General features: G+C 64.5%; 17 protein-coding genes. 6 read left to right on the forward strand and 11 right to left on the reverse strand.

Annotated features, from left to right (window positions below):
• Nucleotides 1–143: 143 nt before the first annotated feature.
• Complete coding sequence (locus ABSG20_RS02405; RefSeq protein ID WP_423862880.1) at nucleotides 144–1,118, reverse strand: NADPH:quinone oxidoreductase family protein; 975 nt, start codon at nucleotides 1,116–1,118, stop codon at nucleotides 144–146.
• A 184-nt stretch (nucleotides 1,119–1,302) separates the two neighbouring features.
• On the opposite strand from ABSG20_RS02405, the gene ABSG20_RS02410 reads away from it, so the two are divergent.
• From ABSG20_RS02410 to argG, 5 genes are all read left to right on the forward strand, one after another.
• Nucleotides 1,303–1,923 (forward strand): invasion associated locus B family protein, encoded by a 621-nt coding sequence (locus ABSG20_RS02410; RefSeq protein ID WP_423862881.1) that lies wholly within the window; start codon nucleotides 1,303–1,305, stop codon nucleotides 1,921–1,923.
• Nucleotides 1,924–1,962: 39 nt separating this feature from the next.
• On the forward strand, nucleotides 1,963–3,174 hold the full coding sequence (rlmN, locus tag ABSG20_RS02415; protein WP_423862882.1) for a dual-specificity RNA methyltransferase RlmN: 1,212 nt from the start codon (nucleotides 1,963–1,965) through the stop codon (nucleotides 3,172–3,174).
• 27 nt (nucleotides 3,175–3,201) lie between these two features.
• Nucleotides 3,202–3,696, forward strand: coding sequence for a hypothetical protein (locus tag ABSG20_RS02420; protein ID WP_423862883.1), 495 nt, complete (start codon nucleotides 3,202–3,204; stop codon nucleotides 3,694–3,696).
• 68 nt (nucleotides 3,697–3,764) lie between these two features.
• Nucleotides 3,765–4,499, forward strand: coding sequence for a phosphatase PAP2 family protein (locus ABSG20_RS02425; protein WP_423862884.1), 735 nt, complete (start codon nucleotides 3,765–3,767; stop codon nucleotides 4,497–4,499).
• 120 nt (nucleotides 4,500–4,619) lie between these two features.
• On the forward strand, nucleotides 4,620–5,957 hold the full coding sequence (argG, locus tag ABSG20_RS02430; RefSeq protein WP_423862885.1) for an argininosuccinate synthase: 1,338 nt from the start codon (nucleotides 4,620–4,622) through the stop codon (nucleotides 5,955–5,957).
• A 396-nt stretch (nucleotides 5,958–6,353) separates the two neighbouring features.
• Here argG and ABSG20_RS02435 read toward each other — a convergent pair whose 3' ends face one another.
• From ABSG20_RS02435 to ABSG20_RS02480, 10 genes are all read right to left on the reverse strand, one after another.
• A complete protein-coding gene (locus tag ABSG20_RS02435; protein ID WP_423862886.1) occupies nucleotides 6,354–8,129 on the reverse strand; it encodes an OmpA family protein in 1,776 nt (591 codons plus the stop codon).
• 164 nt (nucleotides 8,130–8,293) lie between these two features.
• Complete coding sequence (locus ABSG20_RS02440; RefSeq protein WP_423862887.1) at nucleotides 8,294–8,569, reverse strand: hypothetical protein; 276 nt, start codon at nucleotides 8,567–8,569, stop codon at nucleotides 8,294–8,296.
• Nucleotides 8,570–8,707 (reverse strand): hypothetical protein, encoded by a 138-nt coding sequence (locus tag ABSG20_RS02445; protein ID WP_423862888.1) that lies wholly within the window; start codon nucleotides 8,705–8,707, stop codon nucleotides 8,570–8,572.
• A gap of 73 nt (nucleotides 8,708–8,780) precedes the next feature.
• Entirely contained in the window at nucleotides 8,781–9,641 is an 861-nt protein-coding gene (locus tag ABSG20_RS02450) for an FkbM family methyltransferase (RefSeq protein ID WP_423862889.1), read from the reverse strand.
• Nucleotides 9,642–9,902: 261 nt separating this feature from the next.
• Nucleotides 9,903–10,838 carry a glutathione S-transferase family protein gene (locus ABSG20_RS02455; protein WP_423862890.1) on the reverse strand — a complete coding sequence of 312 codons (936 nt, stop codon included), beginning with the start codon at nucleotides 10,836–10,838 and terminating at the stop codon, nucleotides 9,903–9,905.
• Between the two features lie 211 nt (nucleotides 10,839–11,049).
• Nucleotides 11,050–11,832 carry a succinate dehydrogenase iron-sulfur subunit gene (locus ABSG20_RS02460; RefSeq protein ID WP_423862891.1) on the reverse strand — a complete coding sequence of 261 codons (783 nt, stop codon included), beginning with the start codon at nucleotides 11,830–11,832 and terminating at the stop codon, nucleotides 11,050–11,052.
• Between the two features lie 24 nt (nucleotides 11,833–11,856).
• A complete protein-coding gene (gene sdhA, locus ABSG20_RS02465) occupies nucleotides 11,857–13,701 on the reverse strand; it encodes a succinate dehydrogenase flavoprotein subunit (RefSeq protein WP_423862892.1) in 1,845 nt (614 codons plus the stop codon).
• Nucleotides 13,702–13,704: 3 nt separating this feature from the next.
• The gene (gene sdhD, locus ABSG20_RS02470) at nucleotides 13,705–14,124 is read right to left on the reverse strand and encodes a succinate dehydrogenase, hydrophobic membrane anchor protein (protein WP_423862893.1); all 420 of its coding nucleotides are present in this window, start codon (nucleotides 14,122–14,124) and stop codon (nucleotides 13,705–13,707) included.
• Nucleotides 14,124–14,519 carry a succinate dehydrogenase, cytochrome b556 subunit gene (sdhC, locus tag ABSG20_RS02475; RefSeq protein ID WP_423862894.1) on the reverse strand — a complete coding sequence of 132 codons (396 nt, stop codon included), beginning with the start codon at nucleotides 14,517–14,519 and terminating at the stop codon, nucleotides 14,124–14,126. The genes sdhD and sdhC overlap by 1 nt, the downstream gene beginning before the upstream one ends.
• A gap of 546 nt (nucleotides 14,520–15,065) precedes the next feature.
• On the reverse strand, nucleotides 15,066–16,580 hold the full coding sequence (locus tag ABSG20_RS02480; protein ID WP_423862895.1) for a malonate--CoA ligase: 1,515 nt from the start codon (nucleotides 16,578–16,580) through the stop codon (nucleotides 15,066–15,068).
• Nucleotides 16,581–16,708: 128 nt separating this feature from the next.
• Here ABSG20_RS02480 and ABSG20_RS02485 point away from each other — a divergent pair, with 128 nt between their 5' ends.
• A complete protein-coding gene (locus ABSG20_RS02485) occupies nucleotides 16,709–17,470 on the forward strand; it encodes an SDR family oxidoreductase (RefSeq protein ID WP_423862896.1) in 762 nt (253 codons plus the stop codon).
• Nucleotides 17,471–17,631: the final 161 nt, after the last annotated feature.

Here is a 17,631-nt window from a genome sequence, read left to right on the forward strand (position 1 = left end):
TGCACGCTCTAATCCGACCACCATCGAGTGTACGGCCGCACAAATGACAGGCCGCGAATGCATGGCCGCCACATCCAATCCTGCTCCGCCGGGTAGCCGCTCCGGACCACCGGATGCGTTGCGCCAATCCGGCGATGGCCGCGTCAGGGATGCAGAATCACCTTGCCCATTGCCTTGCGGCCCGCGAGCACCTTCAGCGCATCGGCGGTTTGCGCCAACGGGAAGCTGCGATCGACATGCGAGGAGATCTTGCCCTCCGCCGTCCACTTCACGAGCTTCTCCAGATTGGCGCGGTTCTTCTCCGGATTGAGTCGCGCCCACGCGCCCCAGAACACGCCTCTGATGTCGCAGCCCTTCAGCAGCGCCAGATTGAGCGGCATCTTCGGAATGTCGCCGGCGGCAAATCCGATCACGAGGAAGCGGCCTTCCCAGGCGATCGAGCGCAGCGCGGCCTCGGCATAGGCGCCGCCGACGGGGTCGAAAATAATATCGACGCCCTTGCCGCCGGTGAGCCGCCGCAGGCCGTCCTTGAGGTCTTCGGTCAAGTAGTTCAGGCCGAGTTCGGCGCCGTGGGCCTTGGCAAACTCAAGTTTCTCCGCCGAGGAGGCGCAGGCGATCACCTTCAGGCCCATCAGTCTGCCGAGTTCGCAAGCCGCAAGCCCGGTGCCGCCGGCAGCCCCCAGCACGGCCATGGTTTCTCCGGCCTTCGGGCTGGCGCGATCTTCCAACGCATGCAGCGCGGTGCCGTAGATGATGATAATGCCGGCGGCGCGATCGAAATCCAGATTGTCGGGAATCTTGACAATGGAATTCGCCGGCAGCGCGATCTTTTCGCGCGCGCCATTATGGCCGCAGGACGCCACCACGCGGTCGCCGACTTTCAGCCCGGTGACGCCGCTGCCGACACTTTCGATCACGCCCGCGACTTCCGCCGCCGGCGAAAACGGAAACGGCGGCTTGATCTGGTATTTACCCTGGATCATCAGCAGGTCGAAGAAATTCAGCGCCGCGGATTTGATGGATATCACGGCCTCCCCGGGCCCGGCCACGGGATCGGGCACATCCGCCAGCACAAGATCGTCGGGACCGCAATACTGCGAGCAGAGAATGGCTTTCATGGACTTGACCTGTTGTTCGGGCGCACAAGGTTTTCCGCAACGCTTCTTGCCGGATTTGAGGCCCTGCCACAATCTGATTCCACCTGCCTAACCAGGAACGCAGTTGCCCGATATCAATCGCAGCTGTGACGAGGTGATGTCGGGGCCATCTTCCAGTCACAATCATGAGGAACCAGATTCGGTCATGTGCGTTCGGCGAATATCGACAGCTCTGGTGGCGGGTGTGCTGCTGTGCGGCGCGGCGGGTCTTGCGCTGGCGCAGGGCGAACCGTCGAAAGGCGCGGCGAAGACTTTGGCTGCAAAACCTGTGGTGGCAAAGCCGGAAACCAAGCCCGCGGCCGCCGTTACCGGTAGCGCCGAACCGACCCTGATCGGCCAATTCGCCGGCTGGGGCGCCTATATGGCGACGCCGAATGGCAAGAAGGTGTGCTTCGCGCTGGCGAAGCCTTCGTCGTCGAAAACCAATCCGCCGAATCGGCCGCGTGATCCGGCCTACGCGTTCGTCTCGACGCGCCCGGGGGAAAAAGTCACCAACGAGGTCTCGGTCATGATCGGCTATGCCCTGAAACCGGGATCGGAATCGACGCTGGAGGTTGGCGGCGCCACTTACGCCATGTACACCCAGGGCGACGGGCTCTGGATCAAGAACGCCGCGGAGGAAGAGCGGATGGTCGATGCCATGCGCAAGGCAAGCGATGTCGTCATCAAGGGCGTATCGGCCAAGGGCACCGAGACCACGGACACGTTCTCCTTGAAGGGGCTCGCCCAGGCGCTCGACCGGGTGGCGCAGGATTGCCAACGGTAAATGGGTCGCAATTGCCGTGCCGGTTGCTATATGTAACTGATGCAGATGACTATCGAAACGCCGAATGCGCCTGCGCCGCTGGAAAAAATCGCGGTTGAAAGCTATGTGCCGCCGGCAAAACCCTCGCTGGTCGGATTGTCGCGCGCCGAGATCGCCGACCGGCTCGGCGCCATCGGCGTTCAGCCGGCGCAGCGCAAGATGCGGGTGCAGCAGCTGTGGCACTGGATCTATGTCAGGGGGGCGCGGAATTTCGACGAGATGACCAGCATTTCCAGGGAAATGCGCCTCCAGCTCGCGGCGCATTTCACGGTCGCGCGTCCCGAGGTGGTCGCCGAGCAGGTGTCCAGCGACGGCACCCGCAAATGGCTGCTGCGATTGCCGAGCGGCGATGCGATCGAGAAGGCGCACGAAGTCGAGTGCGTCCATATTCCCGAAACCGATCGCGGCACGCTGTGCGTTTCCTCGCAGGTCGGCTGCACGCTGAATTGCTCGTTTTGCCATACCGGCACCCAGCGGCTGGTGCGAAACCTTACCGCAGGCGAGATCGTCGGCCAGATCATGGTGGCGCGCGATCGCCTCAATGACTGGGCCGACCGCGAAACCCCTTCCGGCGGCCGTCTCGTCACCAATGTGGTGATGATGGGCATGGGCGAACCGTTGTATAATTTCGACGCGGTACGCGACGCGCTTTTGATCGTTGCCGACAATGAGGGCATCGGCATCTCCCGCCGCCGCATTACGCTGTCGACCTCCGGCGTGGTGCCGAACATCGTCCGGACCGGCGAGGAGATCGGTGTCATGCTGGCGATCTCGCTGCATGCGGTGCGCGACGAATTGCGCAACGAACTGGTGCCGTTGAACCGCAAATATCCGATTGCCGAATTGCTGCAGGCCTGCCGCGACTATCCCGGCGCGTCCAATGCGCGGCGTATCACCTTCGAATATGTCATGCTGAGGGGCGTCAACGATTCGCTGGATGACGCCAAATTGCTGGTCAAGATGCTGAAGGGCATTCCGGCCAAGATCAACCTGATTCCGTTCAATCCGTGGCCGGGCACGCGCTATCAATGTTCGGATTGGGACCAGATCGAGAAGTTTTCGGAGTACATCTTCAACGCCGGCTATTCCTCGCCGGTGCGCACGCCGCGCGGCCGCGACATCCTCGCCGCCTGCGGCCAGTTGAAATCGGAGACCGAGAAATTGTCGGTGCGCGAGCGCCAGGCGCTGCGCGCCATGGCGATGACGGATTAGGTGCGCATAATTAGAGTGTCTCACTCCATGGCATTGATCGGCCGGCTGTTCGTCATTGTCATCGGATTTCTCGCCGCCTGTCTGGTGGCCGGAATGATCATGATCGGCGCGGTGTTGTTTCCGGAATTTTCCGATCTTGGCACCGGTCCGATCGATTCCAGCGCGCTCAACGTCGTGATCGGTTTCGGCTTCATCTTCGTCTCCGGTTTTGCGCTGCTGCCGGCGATGATCGTGGCCGCGATCACGGAGGCGTTTTACATCAGGAGCGCGCTGGCCTACGCCGCCGGCGGCGCCGTCGTCGGACTGGCCTGCTATCTCGGCCTGGTGCCGTTCGACTCCGACACGCTTCGCTTCGAGGGTATTGTGCGGCGTCATCTCGAAATCATGACCGGCGCGGGGATCGTCGCCGGTGTGGTCTATTGGTTGATCGCGGGCCGCAAAGCCGGGGCCTGGCGCGAGCCGCCGCGCCCGCTGCCTCCGCCGCCGCTGCCGTCGCATACCCCTTCGCCGCCGGCGTCATGAAGCTGGCTTCACGACGATACATCAAGGGAGACTTTTCTTCATCGGCGCCCTCGGCTAAACCCCGCGCCATGAACCGGACCGGGCTATTCATCGCACTTTCGCTTTCGCTCGTGGTCGGTGTGCTGTTCGGGATCTATCCCGAGCTCGACCTGAAGCTTTCGGCGTTGTTCTATGACGCCACCACCAGGTCCTTCCCGCTCAGGCTGAACGCGCTTGCCGAGACCGCACGCGACGGTGCCATGTGGATTGCCTGGGGCCTCGCGGCGCCGGCGCTGGTCGCACTCCTCGTCAAGCTGATCCGGCCGGACCGGCCGCTCCTGATGTCCGGGCGTGCCATCATCTTCCTGCTGGTCACGCTGGTGCTGTCCGCCGGGGTGCTCACCAATCTCACCTTCAAGAGCTATTGGGGCCGGCCGCGGCCGGTGGTGGTGACGCAGTTCAACGGCCCGGATCGATTCGTGCCCTGGTGGGATCCGCGCGGCAGCTGCGCCCGCAACTGTTCGTTCTTCTCCGGCGAAGGCGCCACCGCGTTCTGGACCTATGCGCCGGCGGCGCTGGCGCCGCCGGCGTGGCGGCCGCTGGCCTATGCAGGGGCGACCGTGTTCGGCGTCACCACCAGCGTGCTTCGGATGGCGTTCGGCGGGCATTTCTTCACCGATGTCGCCGTCGCCGGGCTGGTGACATTCCTGGTGATCTGGCTCGCTTATGGCTGGATTTATCGCTGGTCGACGACGCGGCTCACCGATGAGGGCGTCGATGCGGCCTTGACCCGGCTCCTCACTCGCTTCCGTAAGCCGGCGTAATCCCGATTTCGGTCGGTCGATCGCCATGCTCTATTAAAAGCGTGCCGATCGGCACGAAATTTGATATTCGCGCCCTCAATTCGCAAGAAACATCCGCAGATACGACCGATTGGAAGCTTCATGAGTGCGATCTTGAAAGGCCTGCCCAAGGGGCAGAAAGTCGGCATTGCTTTCTCGGGCGGTCTCGACACCAGCGCGGCGCTCGTGTGGATGAAACAGAAGGGTGCCCGCGTTTTCGCCTATACCGCCAATCTTGGCCAACCCGACGAGGCCGATTACGACGAGATCCCGCGCAAGGCGCTAGGCCTAGGCTCCGAAAAAGCCCTGCTCGTGGATTGCCGCAAGCAATTGGTTCACGAAGGCATCGCAGCGATTCAATCCGGCGCCTTCCACATCTCAACCGGCGGCGCGACTTACTTCAACACCACGCCTCTCGGTCGCGCTGTCACTGGCACCATGCTGGTCGCGGCCATGAAAGAGGACGGCGTCAACATCTGGGGCGACGGATCCACCTACAAAGGCAACGACATCGAGCGCTTCTACCGCTACGGCCTGCTGACCAATCCAAGCCTCAAGATCTACAAGCCCTGGCTCGACCAGCAGTTCATCGACGAACTGGGCGGCCGTTCCGAGATGTCGGAGTACCTCGCTGCCAATGGCTTCGACTACAAGATGAGCGCCGAGAAGGCCTATTCGACCGACAGCAATATCCTCGGCGCCACCCACGAGGCCAAGGACCTCGAGCGCCTCGATAGCAACATCACAATCGTCAATCCCATCATGGGCGTGACGTTCTGGCGCGACGACACTGTCGTCAAGGCCGAAAGGGTTACCGTGCGGTTTGTGGAGGGGCAGCCCGTCGCATTGAACGGCCAGGCCTTCGCCGATCCGGTCGCGCTGCTGCTCGAGGCCAACGCCATCGGTGGCCGTCATGGCCTTGGCATGAGCGACCAGATCGAGAACCGGATCATCGAGGCCAAGAGCCGCGGCATCTACGAAGCCCCGGGCATGGCGATGCTGCACATCGCCTACGAGCGCCTCGTCACCGGCATCCACAACGAAGATACGATTGAGCAATACCGGATCAGCGGCATGCGCCTTGGCCGGTTGCTCTATCAGGGGCGGTGGTTCGATTCGCAAGCCCTGATGCTGCGCGAAACCGCCCAGCGTTGGGTCGCCCGCGCCGTCAGCGGGGAGGTCACGCTCGAATTGCGACGCGGCAACGACTACTCGATCCTGAACACCGAGAGTCCCAACCTGACCTATCATCCGGAGCGCTTGAGCATGGAGAAGGTGGAGGATGCGGCGTTCACGCCGGCGGACCGGATCGGCCAGCTGACGATGCGCAACCTCGACATCACCGATAGCCGCGCCAAACTCGATCTCTACGCCGAGACCGGCCTGCTGTCGGTTGGGGAAAGCTCCCCGCTCTTCAAACTCGACACCGACAAGGGCTGAGACCAGCGGTCGTTGGCACTGACGCCTTCCAGCGTATGGCGCCCGTCATGGCCGGGCCTTCGCCGCGCCGAAGGGGCTTCGGCCCCGCGGGCGGGACAAGCCCTGGACTATGCCGGGCCCGGTGGATGGGTCACTGCCAAGGACCGCTGGTGTTACTTTGCATGGGGTTGTTTTCGATATTTTTGGCGTGCCGAGCCGTAGCTCGGCGCAACTCAGTAAGACAAAGGCGCGCTTGCGCCGCGCCCACCGTTCTAGCTTAGCTAGACGTGAGAAGATGGTGGGCACGCCAACCGATCGCGCATTCGCGCGATCCATTGTCTTTGCCCACCCTACAGACTCCCGCACCGTCATGGCCGGGCTTCGTCCCGGCCATTTCATGTCGCGAATGCAGCTCCGCTACCTCGGCGGCGCGGTGCCGGGCGGGGGCGGCGGCAGCGAGGCGGTGCCGCCGTTGAGCAGCGGCGTGATGCGGCGGACGGTGACGCGCCGGTTGATGCGGCTGGGCCCGCTAGTCTGCTCCTTGAGATACTGCGATCCATAGCCCTGCGAGGTCAGGTTCTCCGCGGGCACGCCGAATTGCCGGGTCAAAAGCTCGGCCGCCGATTCGGCGCGCCGGTCCGACAGCGACAGATTGTCGACGTCGTTGCCGACCGCATCGGTGTGGCCCTCGATCAGGAACACCTCGCGCGGGTTGCGCGCGATCGCCCGGTTGAGCCCGTCCGCGATCGCCTGCAGCCTCGCCGCCTGATCCGGCGGAATCTCCCACGATCCGGTTTCGAAGTTGATGGTGTTGAGATCGATGCTCGGCATCAGCGCGCGCACCGACGGGCTGTAGCGGATTTCATCGAGTGAATAACGCCGCTCGATCCGCTCCACCGGCGGCGCTTCCATGGTCTCGTAGATCACGTCCGGCGGCGCTTCGTCGGCTTCGACGATGTAGCGGTCATAGGGAATGCGGAGCACCGGCGGCGGCAGGTCGATGAAGAAGCCGCCGACCGCGCCGGGGTCACGATAGGTGTTGTCGATGATGATGATCTCGCGGCCCTCGCGGTCGCGGCGGATCCGGCGCAGCAGCTGGCCGTCGCGGCCGGTGATGTTGATGATCTCGGTGCCGTCGGGTCGAATCACGATGGTGCGGGTGTCGTCCCCGGCCTGCTCGACGTGAATGTCGCGGGCGCCGTAGCGGAAACGATCGCCCTCGTCGTGGCGAATGAAGGACTGGCCGCTGGGATCGACCACGATGACGCGGCCGGGCTCGGTGAAGACTTTGCGGCCACCCTGATCGCTTTCCTGCCGCGCGCCGCGGAAATCTTCCATGCGGTGCGGCCCTTGTGCCGCCGCCCCCGGAGCAATCGGGGTCATGGCCTGGGCGGGCGGTGGCGGCGCCGGTATCGGCGCGGCGACTGTTGGCGGCGCGCGGCGCGCCAACGGAGCGCCGCCTGGCGGGAGCGCGGTCTGCCCGCCGGGGCCACCCGGTGCTGCATTTGGCGCTCCCGGAGGTCCGTTGCGCCCTGGCGGAGGCGGTGGCGCGCCGGCACCTGCTGGCGGCGGCGAGCCAGGACCCTGCGGCGGTCTTCCACCTGCGGGCGGTGGCGGCGGAGCGCCTGGGCCCGACAATGGCGGTCTTGCGCCTGCGGGTGGAGGCGGTGGCGGTGCAGCGGCCCCGTTTGGCGGCGCCGGGGGCTTCGGCGGCGCTGGCGGGGGTGCTGCCGTGGGGGGCGCGGGACGCGACGGTTCGGGAGCCTGCGGCGGCGCAGTGCGCTGCGGCGGTGCAGGCGGGCGCGGCGGCTCGGCGCGCGGCGGTTCCGTCCGTGGGGGCTCGGGACGCGGCGGCGCCGCGGCCGGCGGCGGGGGTGCCGGACGAGGCGGAGGTGCGGCGGCCGGGGGCGGCGGTGCAGGACGCGGCGGTGCCGCAGCCGGGGGCGGCGGTGCCGGCCGGGGTGGAGGGGGCGCGGCGGCGGGCGGCGCGGGGCGTGGCGGAGCAGCGGCCGGCGGCGCGGGCCTCGGCGGCGGCGCGCCCTTCGGCGGCTGCTTGGGCTTGCCGTCGGGACCCAATTCTTCCTTCGCCTGTGCCATCACTTGCGGAGCGGATTGGGCGTGCGATGTGGCGCTGGCGAACTGCGCGGCCGTCAGCGCGGTCGTGGCAAGCAGCACGAGACGAAGGTTTGTCATCAGGTTCCCGAAAATGATGGGCAGGGCGGGCTGATCACTACAATGATGCGTTAGGCCGGATTGTGGCAGTCTGCCAATGCAGACGTGTATTTATTTATGACTACACGGAGTTCCGATTCGCCTCTGTTCATGACCCATTCAGGCGGTGGTTTCAAATCGCAATTTCAAATTGTCCCCTGCGGCCGGTCCGGCGTGCCCGGATCCACGCAAATCGCCTGCGTGCCATCGGTCGCGGGGTAGGGCCCGTTCGGTTGTTCCGGTCCCCGCACCGGCATTTCATCGGGCGTGCGGCCGGGCAACTCCTCCGGCCGCGCGGGTTCACCTGGCTCCTGCATCGGCGGCGGAACCTCCGGCCTCGGATTTCCCGGCGGACTTTCCTGCGGCGGCTCCGACGGCTGCCCTGGCTTGATCGGCGGATCCTCTTGCGGATCGATGTCCATCTACATCGCCACCGTGCGGTTGTCGCCGAGATTCGGCCGCGTGCCGGTGACCACGGCGGCCGCCATTTTCACGTAGCTGATCATCTTCATGAGTTCCCAGACCCGGTCGACATCGCGCGCGGTGCTATCGTTGGCCATGTTTCGCTTCCTTGCTGCCGCGGCGATAACGGCGCCGGCGCGGCGATGTTCCCGCCCCTCGAGGAAGGGCGGACTAGCCGGAACCGCGCAACAGCAGCGTGTTGCTGCGGGTCTTGCCGGTCTCGGCATAGCCGCGCGCGCGCATGTCCGCGATGCAGTCGTCGAGCCATTCATTGCGCGACAGATGCTCGATCACCACCGCGCGCGGCCAGAGCGAGGGTGGCGCTTCCCGGAAGAAGCCGGTCAGGACGCGATCCTCAAAACCCTCGACATCGATCTTCAGCGCGTCGATATGCAAAACGGCGGCCTCGTCGAGAATGCGCTGCAGCCGCAACGACCGCACCCGGATGACATTGCCGCTGCCTTTGCCGCTGACGATATGGCTGGCGCCGAGATTGTCGCCGTCGGTCTCGATCATCAACTCGCCGTCGGAAGCGCCTGCCGCCGCGGCGACGAGGACAACCCAGGCGCAGCCGGATGCGGCGCGGTTGAACACAAGCCGCGCCTGGGTGATGGGATGCGGCTCGATCGCAAGCACCTTTCCGCCGGCGCCGACATGGCGGCCCAGCGCCAAGGCGTAGGTGCCGACATTGGCGCCGACATCGACGAACACGCCGCCGACCGGGGTCTGCGCGCGCAGAAAATCCAGTTCATCGAGATTGTAGTCGGGATTGAACAAGGCGCCGCGCTCGGTGGCGCTGGCCTGATGATAGAACCGAAATGACGCGCCCTGGTATCGCACATCGACCGGACCGGCGCGCAGGAGATGGACGAGCCGCGACAAGACAGGGCGGAACGCGCCGCGCTTCAGCCGCGAACGGTGCGCCAGCGCGACGATCGCCGCCTGCGCGCGGGTGGGCGCGAACGCCCCGAACGGGGGCGCAGCGGGATCGTTGGCGGCGGCGAAGGCAGGTGACCGTGTCGATGTCGTCAAGCAATCCTCATGAAATGCGTGGCCGCATTGGCGCATGCATATCCGACTCGGCGGGTGAGTCCAGCGCGCTGTTTTGCGGCCTCGCCCGCGACGGCAACGGTGGTACCGAGCTCACTCCGCTGCGCCGCGCTTCGGCCAGCGCCATCAACCGGCCTTGTCGAGGGCGCGCGCCAGTTGCTCGATCCAATCCGCCGTGGCCGACAAAAGTCACCGGGCTGGAACCTGCGCGAGCGAGTGCCAGGCCGAGGACCTCAATGCCGCTCAGACCAGGGCGGGAATGACAAGGAAGCCGGCGCGCGGAAAGTGCACGACAACCTCGCCGGCGCGTGGGTCGTGCCTGCGGATCGCGATGTGCTGTGGCGACAGCGCGACGATCTTGCCGCTCACTTTGACCTTGCCATAGTCGTCGGGCATGATCTCGACGCGGTCGCCGGGCCTGCGACCATTGGGATCGCCGGGATCCGTCAATTCGGCGGTCTGCGGTACCGCGCGTGCCGCGATCTCGAGCGCGTCGGCGGGCGACATTTCGCTGCGGCTGCTGTGACCGATGGCGCGCAGGCGCGCCTCCCATGCCCGGACATGGCCGAACTCCGCGAGCATCTCCAGGGCGTCAGCCAGGTTCGCGCGCACATACCAGATGTTCATGTAGGCGTTGACGTCGCATAGACCGGGCTTGTCGCCGGTGATCCAGGCGCGGCCGCTGCCAAGCTGGGTCTCGATCCAGTGCACATGGGCACGAAACTGGTCGCGCATCTGCGGAATGGCCGAGGTCATCGCCGCCACGTCGAACCGGGCACCGCGCAGCTGTTCGCGGTCGGCGATGAATTCCTGCGGCACCTTGTCCGCCAACGAGCCGAACACCAGGTTCACGGTGTTCTGAAAAAACGACCGGTCGGTCCACATCGCGCTGGCCCAGGCAAGGCCTTCGCTGCGGTCCGGGAACAGGGTCGGTTCGGGAACACGCCGCTCCAGCTCGCGGATGATGACCTGGGTGTCGCAATAGATGTCGGCGCCGATCTGCATCACCGGCGTTCGCCGGTAGCCGCCGGTCAACGGCATCAGATCGGGACGCGGCATGATGCGGGAGATAAGGACCGAGGTCCATTCGACCTGCTTGAGGCCGAAGACGATGCGCACCTTTTCCGAGAACGGCGACTGATCGAAATGATGCAGGATGATGAGGGGCGCGGCCGGCATGCGATTTCAATTTCACTTTTGCATTGGAATTATCTTCTCCCCTCCCCCCGCGAAGCGGTGGGGAGGGGTCGGGGGTGGGGGGTACCAGCAGGAACCGCTGCTTCGGTGAATGCCGCGTCACCCCCGACCCCTCCCCCGCCACGCGCGATGCGCGTGGAGGGAGGGGAGATTATGACCTCATGCTGAACAACGCCAGGCGAACGCCGCGGCGTCAAATCTGACGCTCGACCATTTTCATCTTGAGCTCGGCGATGGCCTCCGAGGGGTTCAGGCTCTTCGGGCAGGCCTTGGCGCAGTTCATGATGGTGTGGCAGCGGTAAAGCCGGAACGGGTCTTCGAGGTTGTCGAGCCGCTCGCCGGTGGCCTCGTCGCGGCTGTCCTTGACCCAGCGGGTCGCCTGCAGCAGCGCGGCCGGCCCCAGAAAACGCTCGCTGTTCCACCAATAGCTCGGGCACGAGGTCGAGCAGCAGGCGCACAGAATGCATTCATAGAGGCCGTCGAGTTTTTCGCGGTCCTCGTGGCTTTGCCTCCATTCCTTCTGCGGCGTCGGCGATGATGTCTTCAGCCACGGCTCGATCGAGGCATATTGCGCGTAAAAATTGGTGAGGTCCGGCACTAGGTCCTTGACGACAGGCTGATGCGGCAGCGGGTTGATCCTGACCGCGCCGTCCTTCACGTCATGCATCGACTTGGTGCAGGCCAGCGTGTTCTGGCCGTCGATATTCATGGCGCAGGAGCCGCAGACGCCTTCGCGGCAGGAGCGCCGGAAGGTCAGCGTCGGATCGATGTTGTTCTTGATCCAGATCAGGCCGTCGAGCACCATCGGGCCGCAATCGGCGGTATCGATATGATAGGTGTCGACGCTGGGATTCTTGCCGTCGTCCGGATTCCAGCGATAGACCTTGAATTCGCGCGTCTGCGTCGCGCCGGGCGGTTTCGGCCAGGTCTTGCCGCCCGTGATCTTCGAGTTTTTCGGCAGTGCGAATTCGACCATGCTTTCAAGCCTTCGCTGTCGTCATCAATACACCCGCGCCTTCGGCGGGATGTATTGCACGTCGTTGGTCATGGTGTAGTCGTGCACCGGGCGATAGTCGATCGTGGTGTTGCCTTGATCGTCGAGCCACGCCAGCGTGTGCTTCATCCAGTTCTTGTCGTCGCGGTTCGGGAAATCCTCGCGCGCGTGGGCGCCGCGGCTTTCGGAGCGGTTGGCCGCCGAATCCATCGTCACCACCGCCTGCGCGATCAGGTTGTCGAACTCGAGCGTCTCGACCAGATCGGAATTCCAGGTCAGCGAGCGGTCCGACACCGCGACGTCGCTGACGCCGCCATGCACCTTGTGGATCAGGCTCTGTCCTTCATGCAATATGTCGCCGCTGCGGAACACCGCGCAATTGCTCTGCATCACATGCTGCATGCTGTCGCGCAGTTTTGCCGTTGGCGTGCCACCGGAGGCGTAGCGGTAGCGGTCGAGCCGCCCGAGCGCCTTGTCGGCCGATCCCGCCGGCAGTTCCGGCTGCTTGCCGTTCGACGTCAGTTTTTCGGCGCAGCGCAGCGCCGCGGCGCGGCCGAATACCACGAGATCGATCAGCGAATTGGAACCGAGCCGGTTGGCGCCGTGCACCGAGACGCAGGCCGCCTCGCCCAGCGCCATCAGGCCGGGTACGGTGGCATTGTCGTCGCCGTTCTTCTTGGTCAGCACTTCGCCGTGATAGTTGGTGGGAATGCCGCCCATGTTGTAGTGCACGGTCGGCACGATCGGAATCGGCTCGCGGGTGACGTCGACATTGGCAAATATCCTGGCCGATTCGGAAATGCCCGGCAGCCTTTCGTGCAGCACCTTGGGATCGAGATGGTCGAGGTGCAGGTAGATGTGATCCTTTTTCTTGCCGACGCCGCGGCCTTCTCGGATTTCGATCGTCATTGCGCGCGACACCACGTCGCGTGAGGCGAGGTCCTTGGCCGAGGGCGCATAGCGTTCCATGAACCGCTCGCCTTCGGAATTGACCAGATAGCCGCCTTCGCCCCGCGCGCCCTCGGTGACAAGGCACCCCGCGCCGTAGATGCCGGTGGGGTGGAACTGGACGAATTCCATGTCCTGCAGTGGCAGCCCGGCGCGCAAGGCCATGGCATTGCCGTCACCGGTGCAGGTATGCGCCGAGGTGCAGGAGGCGTAGGCGCGGCCATAGCCGCCGGTGGCGAGAATGGTGGTCTGCGCCTTGAAGCGATGCAGCGTGCCGTCATCGAGCTTGAGCGCGATCACGCCGCGGCAGACGCCCTGGTCGTCCATGATCAGGTCGATGGCGAAAAACTCGATATAGAATTCCGCGGCGTGACGCAGCGCCTGGCCGTACATGGTGTGCAGCATGGCGTGCCCGGTGCGGTCGGCGGCGGCGCAGGTGCGCTGGGCCTGGCCCTTGCCGTAGTCCAGCGTCATGCCCCCGAACGGCCGCTGGTAGATCTTGCCGTCCTCGGTGCGCGAGAACGGCACGCCCCAATGTTCGAGTTCGTAGACGGCCTCGGGCGCATTGCGCACCATGTATTCGATGGCGTCCTGGTCGCCGAGCCAGTCCGACCCCTTGACGGTGTCGTACATGTGCCAGCGCCAATCGTCCTCGTGCATGTTGCCGAGCGCGGCCGAAATGCCGCCCTGCGCCGCCACCGTATGCGAGCGGGTCGGAAACACCTTGGTGATGCAGGCGGTGCGCAAGCCCGCTTCGCTGCAGCCCACGACCGCGCGCAAACCGGCGCCGCCGGCGCCGACCACGACGACATCGTAGGTGTGGTCCTCGATCGGATAGGCTTTTCTGTTGGCCGCGGCACCACCGCTGCCGTTTACGGCCTTGCCGTTGCCATCAGCGGCCATGCGCTAAACTCCGGATGACAGTTTGAGGATGGCGTAGATCGAAGCCAGCGCCACTGCGATCGAGAAGAAATTGTTGGCCATGACAAAGGCGAGCTTCAGCTTCTCGTTGTGCACATAGTCCTCGATCACCACCTGCATGCCGATCTTCATGTGCCAGGCGCTGGCGACGATGAACAGCAAGAGGATGATGGCGATCGGCAGCGAGCCCAGGATCTGCGCCGCGCCGACCTGATTGCGGCCGAGCAGCATCATCACCACCACGATGACCGGAATGATCAAAAGCGTCATCGCCACCGCGGTGAGGCGCTGGCGCCAGAAATCCGAAGTGCCGGAATGCGAGGCGCCGAGGCTGCGGACGCGGCCGAGCGGCGTGCGCAGCGACGTGGCCTGCGGTGTCGAGCCGACCTGTTCCTTGATGCTCATCACCCGCCCCCGATCGCGTAAGCCGCGATCCACAACAAAACGGTTAGCGCAAGACCGCCGATCAGCGCGGCCCAGGTCAGCGTTTCGCGCTCGCTCGCCTTGAAGCCGTAGCCGAGATCCCAGACAAAATGCCTGACGCCGGAGAGCAGATGGTGCAGCAACGCCCAGGTATAGCCGAACACGATCAGCCGGCCGATGAAACTGCTGGTGAAGGCTTGAACGTGGGAATAGGCGGTTGGCCCCTCCGCCGCCGCGATCAGCCACCACGCCAGCAGCAGGGTGCCGAAATAGAGCGCCACGCCGGTTGCACGGTGGACGATGGACAGCGCCATCGTCAGGGTCCAGCGATAAGTCTGCAGATGCGGCGAAAGCGGGCGTTCGATCCTGGCGGTCATCGGCGGCTTTGACGGTTTTTGGCCCGGCACACGGGGCCTTACGGGGATCGCGGTAGATAAATCCTATGTACGAAGTCGAAACAGCTAGCGCAACGGCGAAATCACCGGTTGCGAACGAATGTTCATAGCTTGAGATGCGGCTCGCATGGACGGGTATTGACAGGGTGCCGGGCGCTGCCGGCTGGCGCCGATGAAGCCCGATTCAGGGCGAGCATGGGCGCATTCCAGCGAGGTATTGGCGGCGAAGGCGATGGTCGCGGGTTTGAGCACCAGCCGAATTAGCCGAAAGGCGTAAATGGCGGATGACGGCGCGTAGGGTAGGCAAAGGCGCTCTTGCGCCGTGCCCACCATTTAAGACGTGAGAAGATGGTGGGCACGCCATCGGCCCGCGCGTTCGCGCGATCCGTTGGCTTTGCCCACCCTACGGACTGTCGTTTATCCGGGGTCGCGCCGCATGTAGAATTTGCGGTCATCCTCATCGGTGATGCAGAATCCGAGCCGTTCATAGAGCGACCCTTGGCTCGCAAGATTGCGTGCATGGTATGATCACTTCTTGTAAATGTCCGCATAGCTGTCGCGCAGGATGTTCTTCTGGACCTTGCCCATGGCATTGCGCGGCAGGTCGTCGACCACGATGACCCGCTTCGGCATCTTGAATTTTGCCAGCCGGCCGTCGAGCGCCTTCAGCACCGAGGCTTCATCTACGTGCGCGCCCTTGTTGCAGACCACCACGGCGGTGACGCCCTCGCCGAAATCGGCGTGTGGCACCCCGATCACGGCGGACTCGATCACGCCCGGCATGGCGTCGATCTCGCTCTCGATTTCCTTCGGGTAGACGTTGAAGCCGCCCGAGATCACCAGGTCCTTGCCACGGCCCAGAATGTGCACGTAGTCGTTGGCGTCGATCTTGCCAAGGTCGCCGGTTATGAAAAAACCGTCGTCGCGGAATTCGGCTTTTGTCTTTTCCGGCATCCGCCAATAGCCCTTGAACACGTTCGGGCCCCTGACCTCGATCATTCCGATGCTTTCGCGCGGCAGCTCCGTGCCGGTTTCCGGATCGGTGACGCGTACCGACACGCCCGGCAGCGCATGACCGACCGCGCCGGGAACGCGATCGCCGTCATAGGGATTCGAGGTGTTCATGTTGGTCTCGGTCATGCCGTAGCGTTCGAGCACGGCGTGGCCGGTTCTTGCCGCCCATTCGCGATGGGTATCGGCAAGCAGCGGCGCCGAGCCTGAAATGAACAGCCGCATATGGCTGGCCGACTCGCGCGTCAGCGCCGGACTTTGCAACAGCCTGGTGTAGAACGTCGGCACGCCCATCAGCACGGTGCCACGCGCCATCAGCCGGATGATCAGGTCAGGATCGAATTTCGGCAGGAAGATCATCGCGGCGCGGGCGAACAGCGTGACGTTGCTGGCGACGAACAGCCCGTGGGTATGATAGATCGGCAAGGCGTGGATCAGCACGTCGTTGTTCGTGAAGCGCCAATAGTCGACCAGCGAGAGCGAATTCGACGCCAGATTGTCGTGGCTGAGCATCGCGCCCTTGGAGCGCCCCGTGGTGCCCGAAGTATAGAGGATCGCGGCGAGATCATCGTCGCCGCGCGGCACGGTTGCGAATACCGGGCTCGCTTTGGCGGCGGCGTCGGTCAGCGTGCCCCGCCCGTCGGCGCCCAGGGTCGCAACTTCGGCGCCGACCTTGGCGGCGATCGCGCCGATAGCATCGGCTTTGGCGGGATCGCACACCACCAGCGAGGGTTCGGCGTCGGTGATGAAATATTCAAGCTCATGGAGCGTGTAGGCGGTATTGAGCGGCAGATAGACCGCGCCGGCCCGCACCGCGGCGAGATACAACACCAGGCCGGGGACCGATTTTTCGGTTTGCGCGGCGACGCGGTCGCCGGGCTTGACGCCGCGCTCAACCAGCACGTTGGCGATCTGCCCGGCGCGGGCGATCAGCTCACCATAGCTGATGCGCTGCCCGTCGGTGGTTTCAATCGCGAGCCGGGCGTTATCGTCAAGGCCGTCGAACAGGCGGGAAAACAGATTGGCGTTCATGATGGTTTTCCGGGATGCGTTGATGCATCATTGCGGCAGCGGCGCGCGCGGCCGGGATGGCCGCGGCAAATTCTCAAGGGCAGTTCAATAGCAAAAGCGGCCTTCACAAAGCAACGGAGACAGCTCGCATGTCAATTCACGGGAAACGCGTCGCCTGGGTGACCGGCGGCGGCAGCGGCATCGGCGAGGCCGGGGCGGAAGCGCTGGCGGCGGATGGCTGGACGGTGGTGGTTTCCGGCCGCCGCAAGGATGCGCTCGACGCCGTGGTGGCCCGGATTACCAACAATGGCGGCAAGGCCGAGGCGATACCGCTCGACGTCAGCATCGCCGACGACGTCAACAAGGCGGCGCAACGGATTGTCGCTCAACACGGCCGCATCGATCTCCTGGTCAACAGCGCCGGCATCAATGTGACGAAACGCAGCTGGGCGGATATGGAGCTGGAAGGCTGGAACAGACTGGTCGAAATCAATCTCAACGGCGTATTGTATTGCATGCGCGCGGTGCTGCCGGCGATGCGGTCGCAACAGGACGGCTGCATCATCAATGTCGCCTCGTGGGCCGGCCGCCACGTCTCCAAAATGCCTGGGCCGGCCTATACAACGACAAAACACGCGGTGCTGGCGCTGACCCATTCGTTCAACATGGATGAATGCGTCAACGGCCTGCGCGCGTGCTGCCTGTCTCCCGGCGAGGTCGCGACCCCGATCCTCAAGCTGCGGCCGGTGGTCCCGTCGGAACAAGAGCAGGCGAGGATGCTGCAGTCCGAAGATCTCGGCCGCACCATCGCCTTCGTCGCCAATATGCCGCCGCGGGTGTGCGTCAACGAGATCCTGATCAGCCCGACCTGGAACCGGGGCTTTATTCAGACGCCGGCAAGTCGGGATTAGGGCGTTCGATGTGAAGGCTCATCCTGAGGGAAGGACGAGGGTCGCCATGTCGGCCTCATGGTTCGAGACGCGCGCGAAGGGCGTGCTCCTCACCATGAGGTGAGCCCCCGCACGGCCATCGCCTGCAAAAGTTTCAAACGGCCTGAAATTTATTCCCTGAA

The organism is Bradyrhizobium sp. (genome assembly GCF_049512235.1).
Lineage (GTDB): Bacteria > Pseudomonadota > Alphaproteobacteria > Rhizobiales > Xanthobacteraceae > Bradyrhizobium.

Bases quoted from the DNA above. Each gene is read 5' to 3' on its own strand.
- ABSG20_RS02440 (WP_423862887.1), bottom strand. From the start codon at position 8,569: ATGGACATCGATCCGCAAGAGGATCCGCCGATCAAGCCAGGGCAGCCG.
- ABSG20_RS02410 (WP_423862881.1), top strand. From the start codon at position 1,303: ATGTGCGTTCGGCGAATATCGACAGCTCTGGTGGCGGGTGTGCTGCTG.
- ABSG20_RS02460 (WP_423862891.1), bottom strand. From the start codon at position 11,832: ATGGTCGAATTCGCACTGCCGAAAAACTCGAAGATCACGGGCGGCAAG.
- rlmN (WP_423862882.1), top strand. From the start codon at position 1,963: ATGCAGATGACTATCGAAACGCCGAATGCGCCTGCGCCGCTGGAAAAA.
- ABSG20_RS02420 (WP_423862883.1), top strand. From the start codon at position 3,202: ATGGCATTGATCGGCCGGCTGTTCGTCATTGTCATCGGATTTCTCGCC.
- sdhA (WP_423862892.1), bottom strand. From the start codon at position 13,701: ATGGCCGCTGATGGCAACGGCAAGGCCGTAAACGGCAGCGGTGGTGCC.
- argG (WP_423862885.1), top strand. From the start codon at position 4,620: ATGAGTGCGATCTTGAAAGGCCTGCCCAAGGGGCAGAAAGTCGGCATT.
- ABSG20_RS02405 (WP_423862880.1), bottom strand. From the start codon at position 1,118: ATGAAAGCCATTCTCTGCTCGCAGTATTGCGGTCCCGACGATCTTGTG.
- ABSG20_RS02445 (WP_423862888.1), bottom strand. From the start codon at position 8,707: ATGGCCAACGATAGCACCGCGCGCGATGTCGACCGGGTCTGGGAACTC.
- ABSG20_RS02425 (WP_423862884.1), top strand. From the start codon at position 3,765: ATGAACCGGACCGGGCTATTCATCGCACTTTCGCTTTCGCTCGTGGTC.
- ABSG20_RS02485 (WP_423862896.1), top strand. From the start codon at position 16,709: ATGTCAATTCACGGGAAACGCGTCGCCTGGGTGACCGGCGGCGGCAGC.
- ABSG20_RS02435 (WP_423862886.1), bottom strand. From the start codon at position 8,129: ATGACAAACCTTCGTCTCGTGCTGCTTGCCACGACCGCGCTGACGGCC.
- ABSG20_RS02455 (WP_423862890.1), bottom strand. From the start codon at position 10,838: ATGCCGGCCGCGCCCCTCATCATCCTGCATCATTTCGATCAGTCGCCG.
- sdhD (WP_423862893.1), bottom strand. From the start codon at position 14,124: ATGAGCATCAAGGAACAGGTCGGCTCGACACCGCAGGCCACGTCGCTG.
- sdhC (WP_423862894.1), bottom strand. From the start codon at position 14,519: ATGACCGCCAGGATCGAACGCCCGCTTTCGCCGCATCTGCAGACTTAT.
- ABSG20_RS02480 (WP_423862895.1), bottom strand. From the start codon at position 16,580: ATGAACGCCAATCTGTTTTCCCGCCTGTTCGACGGCCTTGACGATAAC.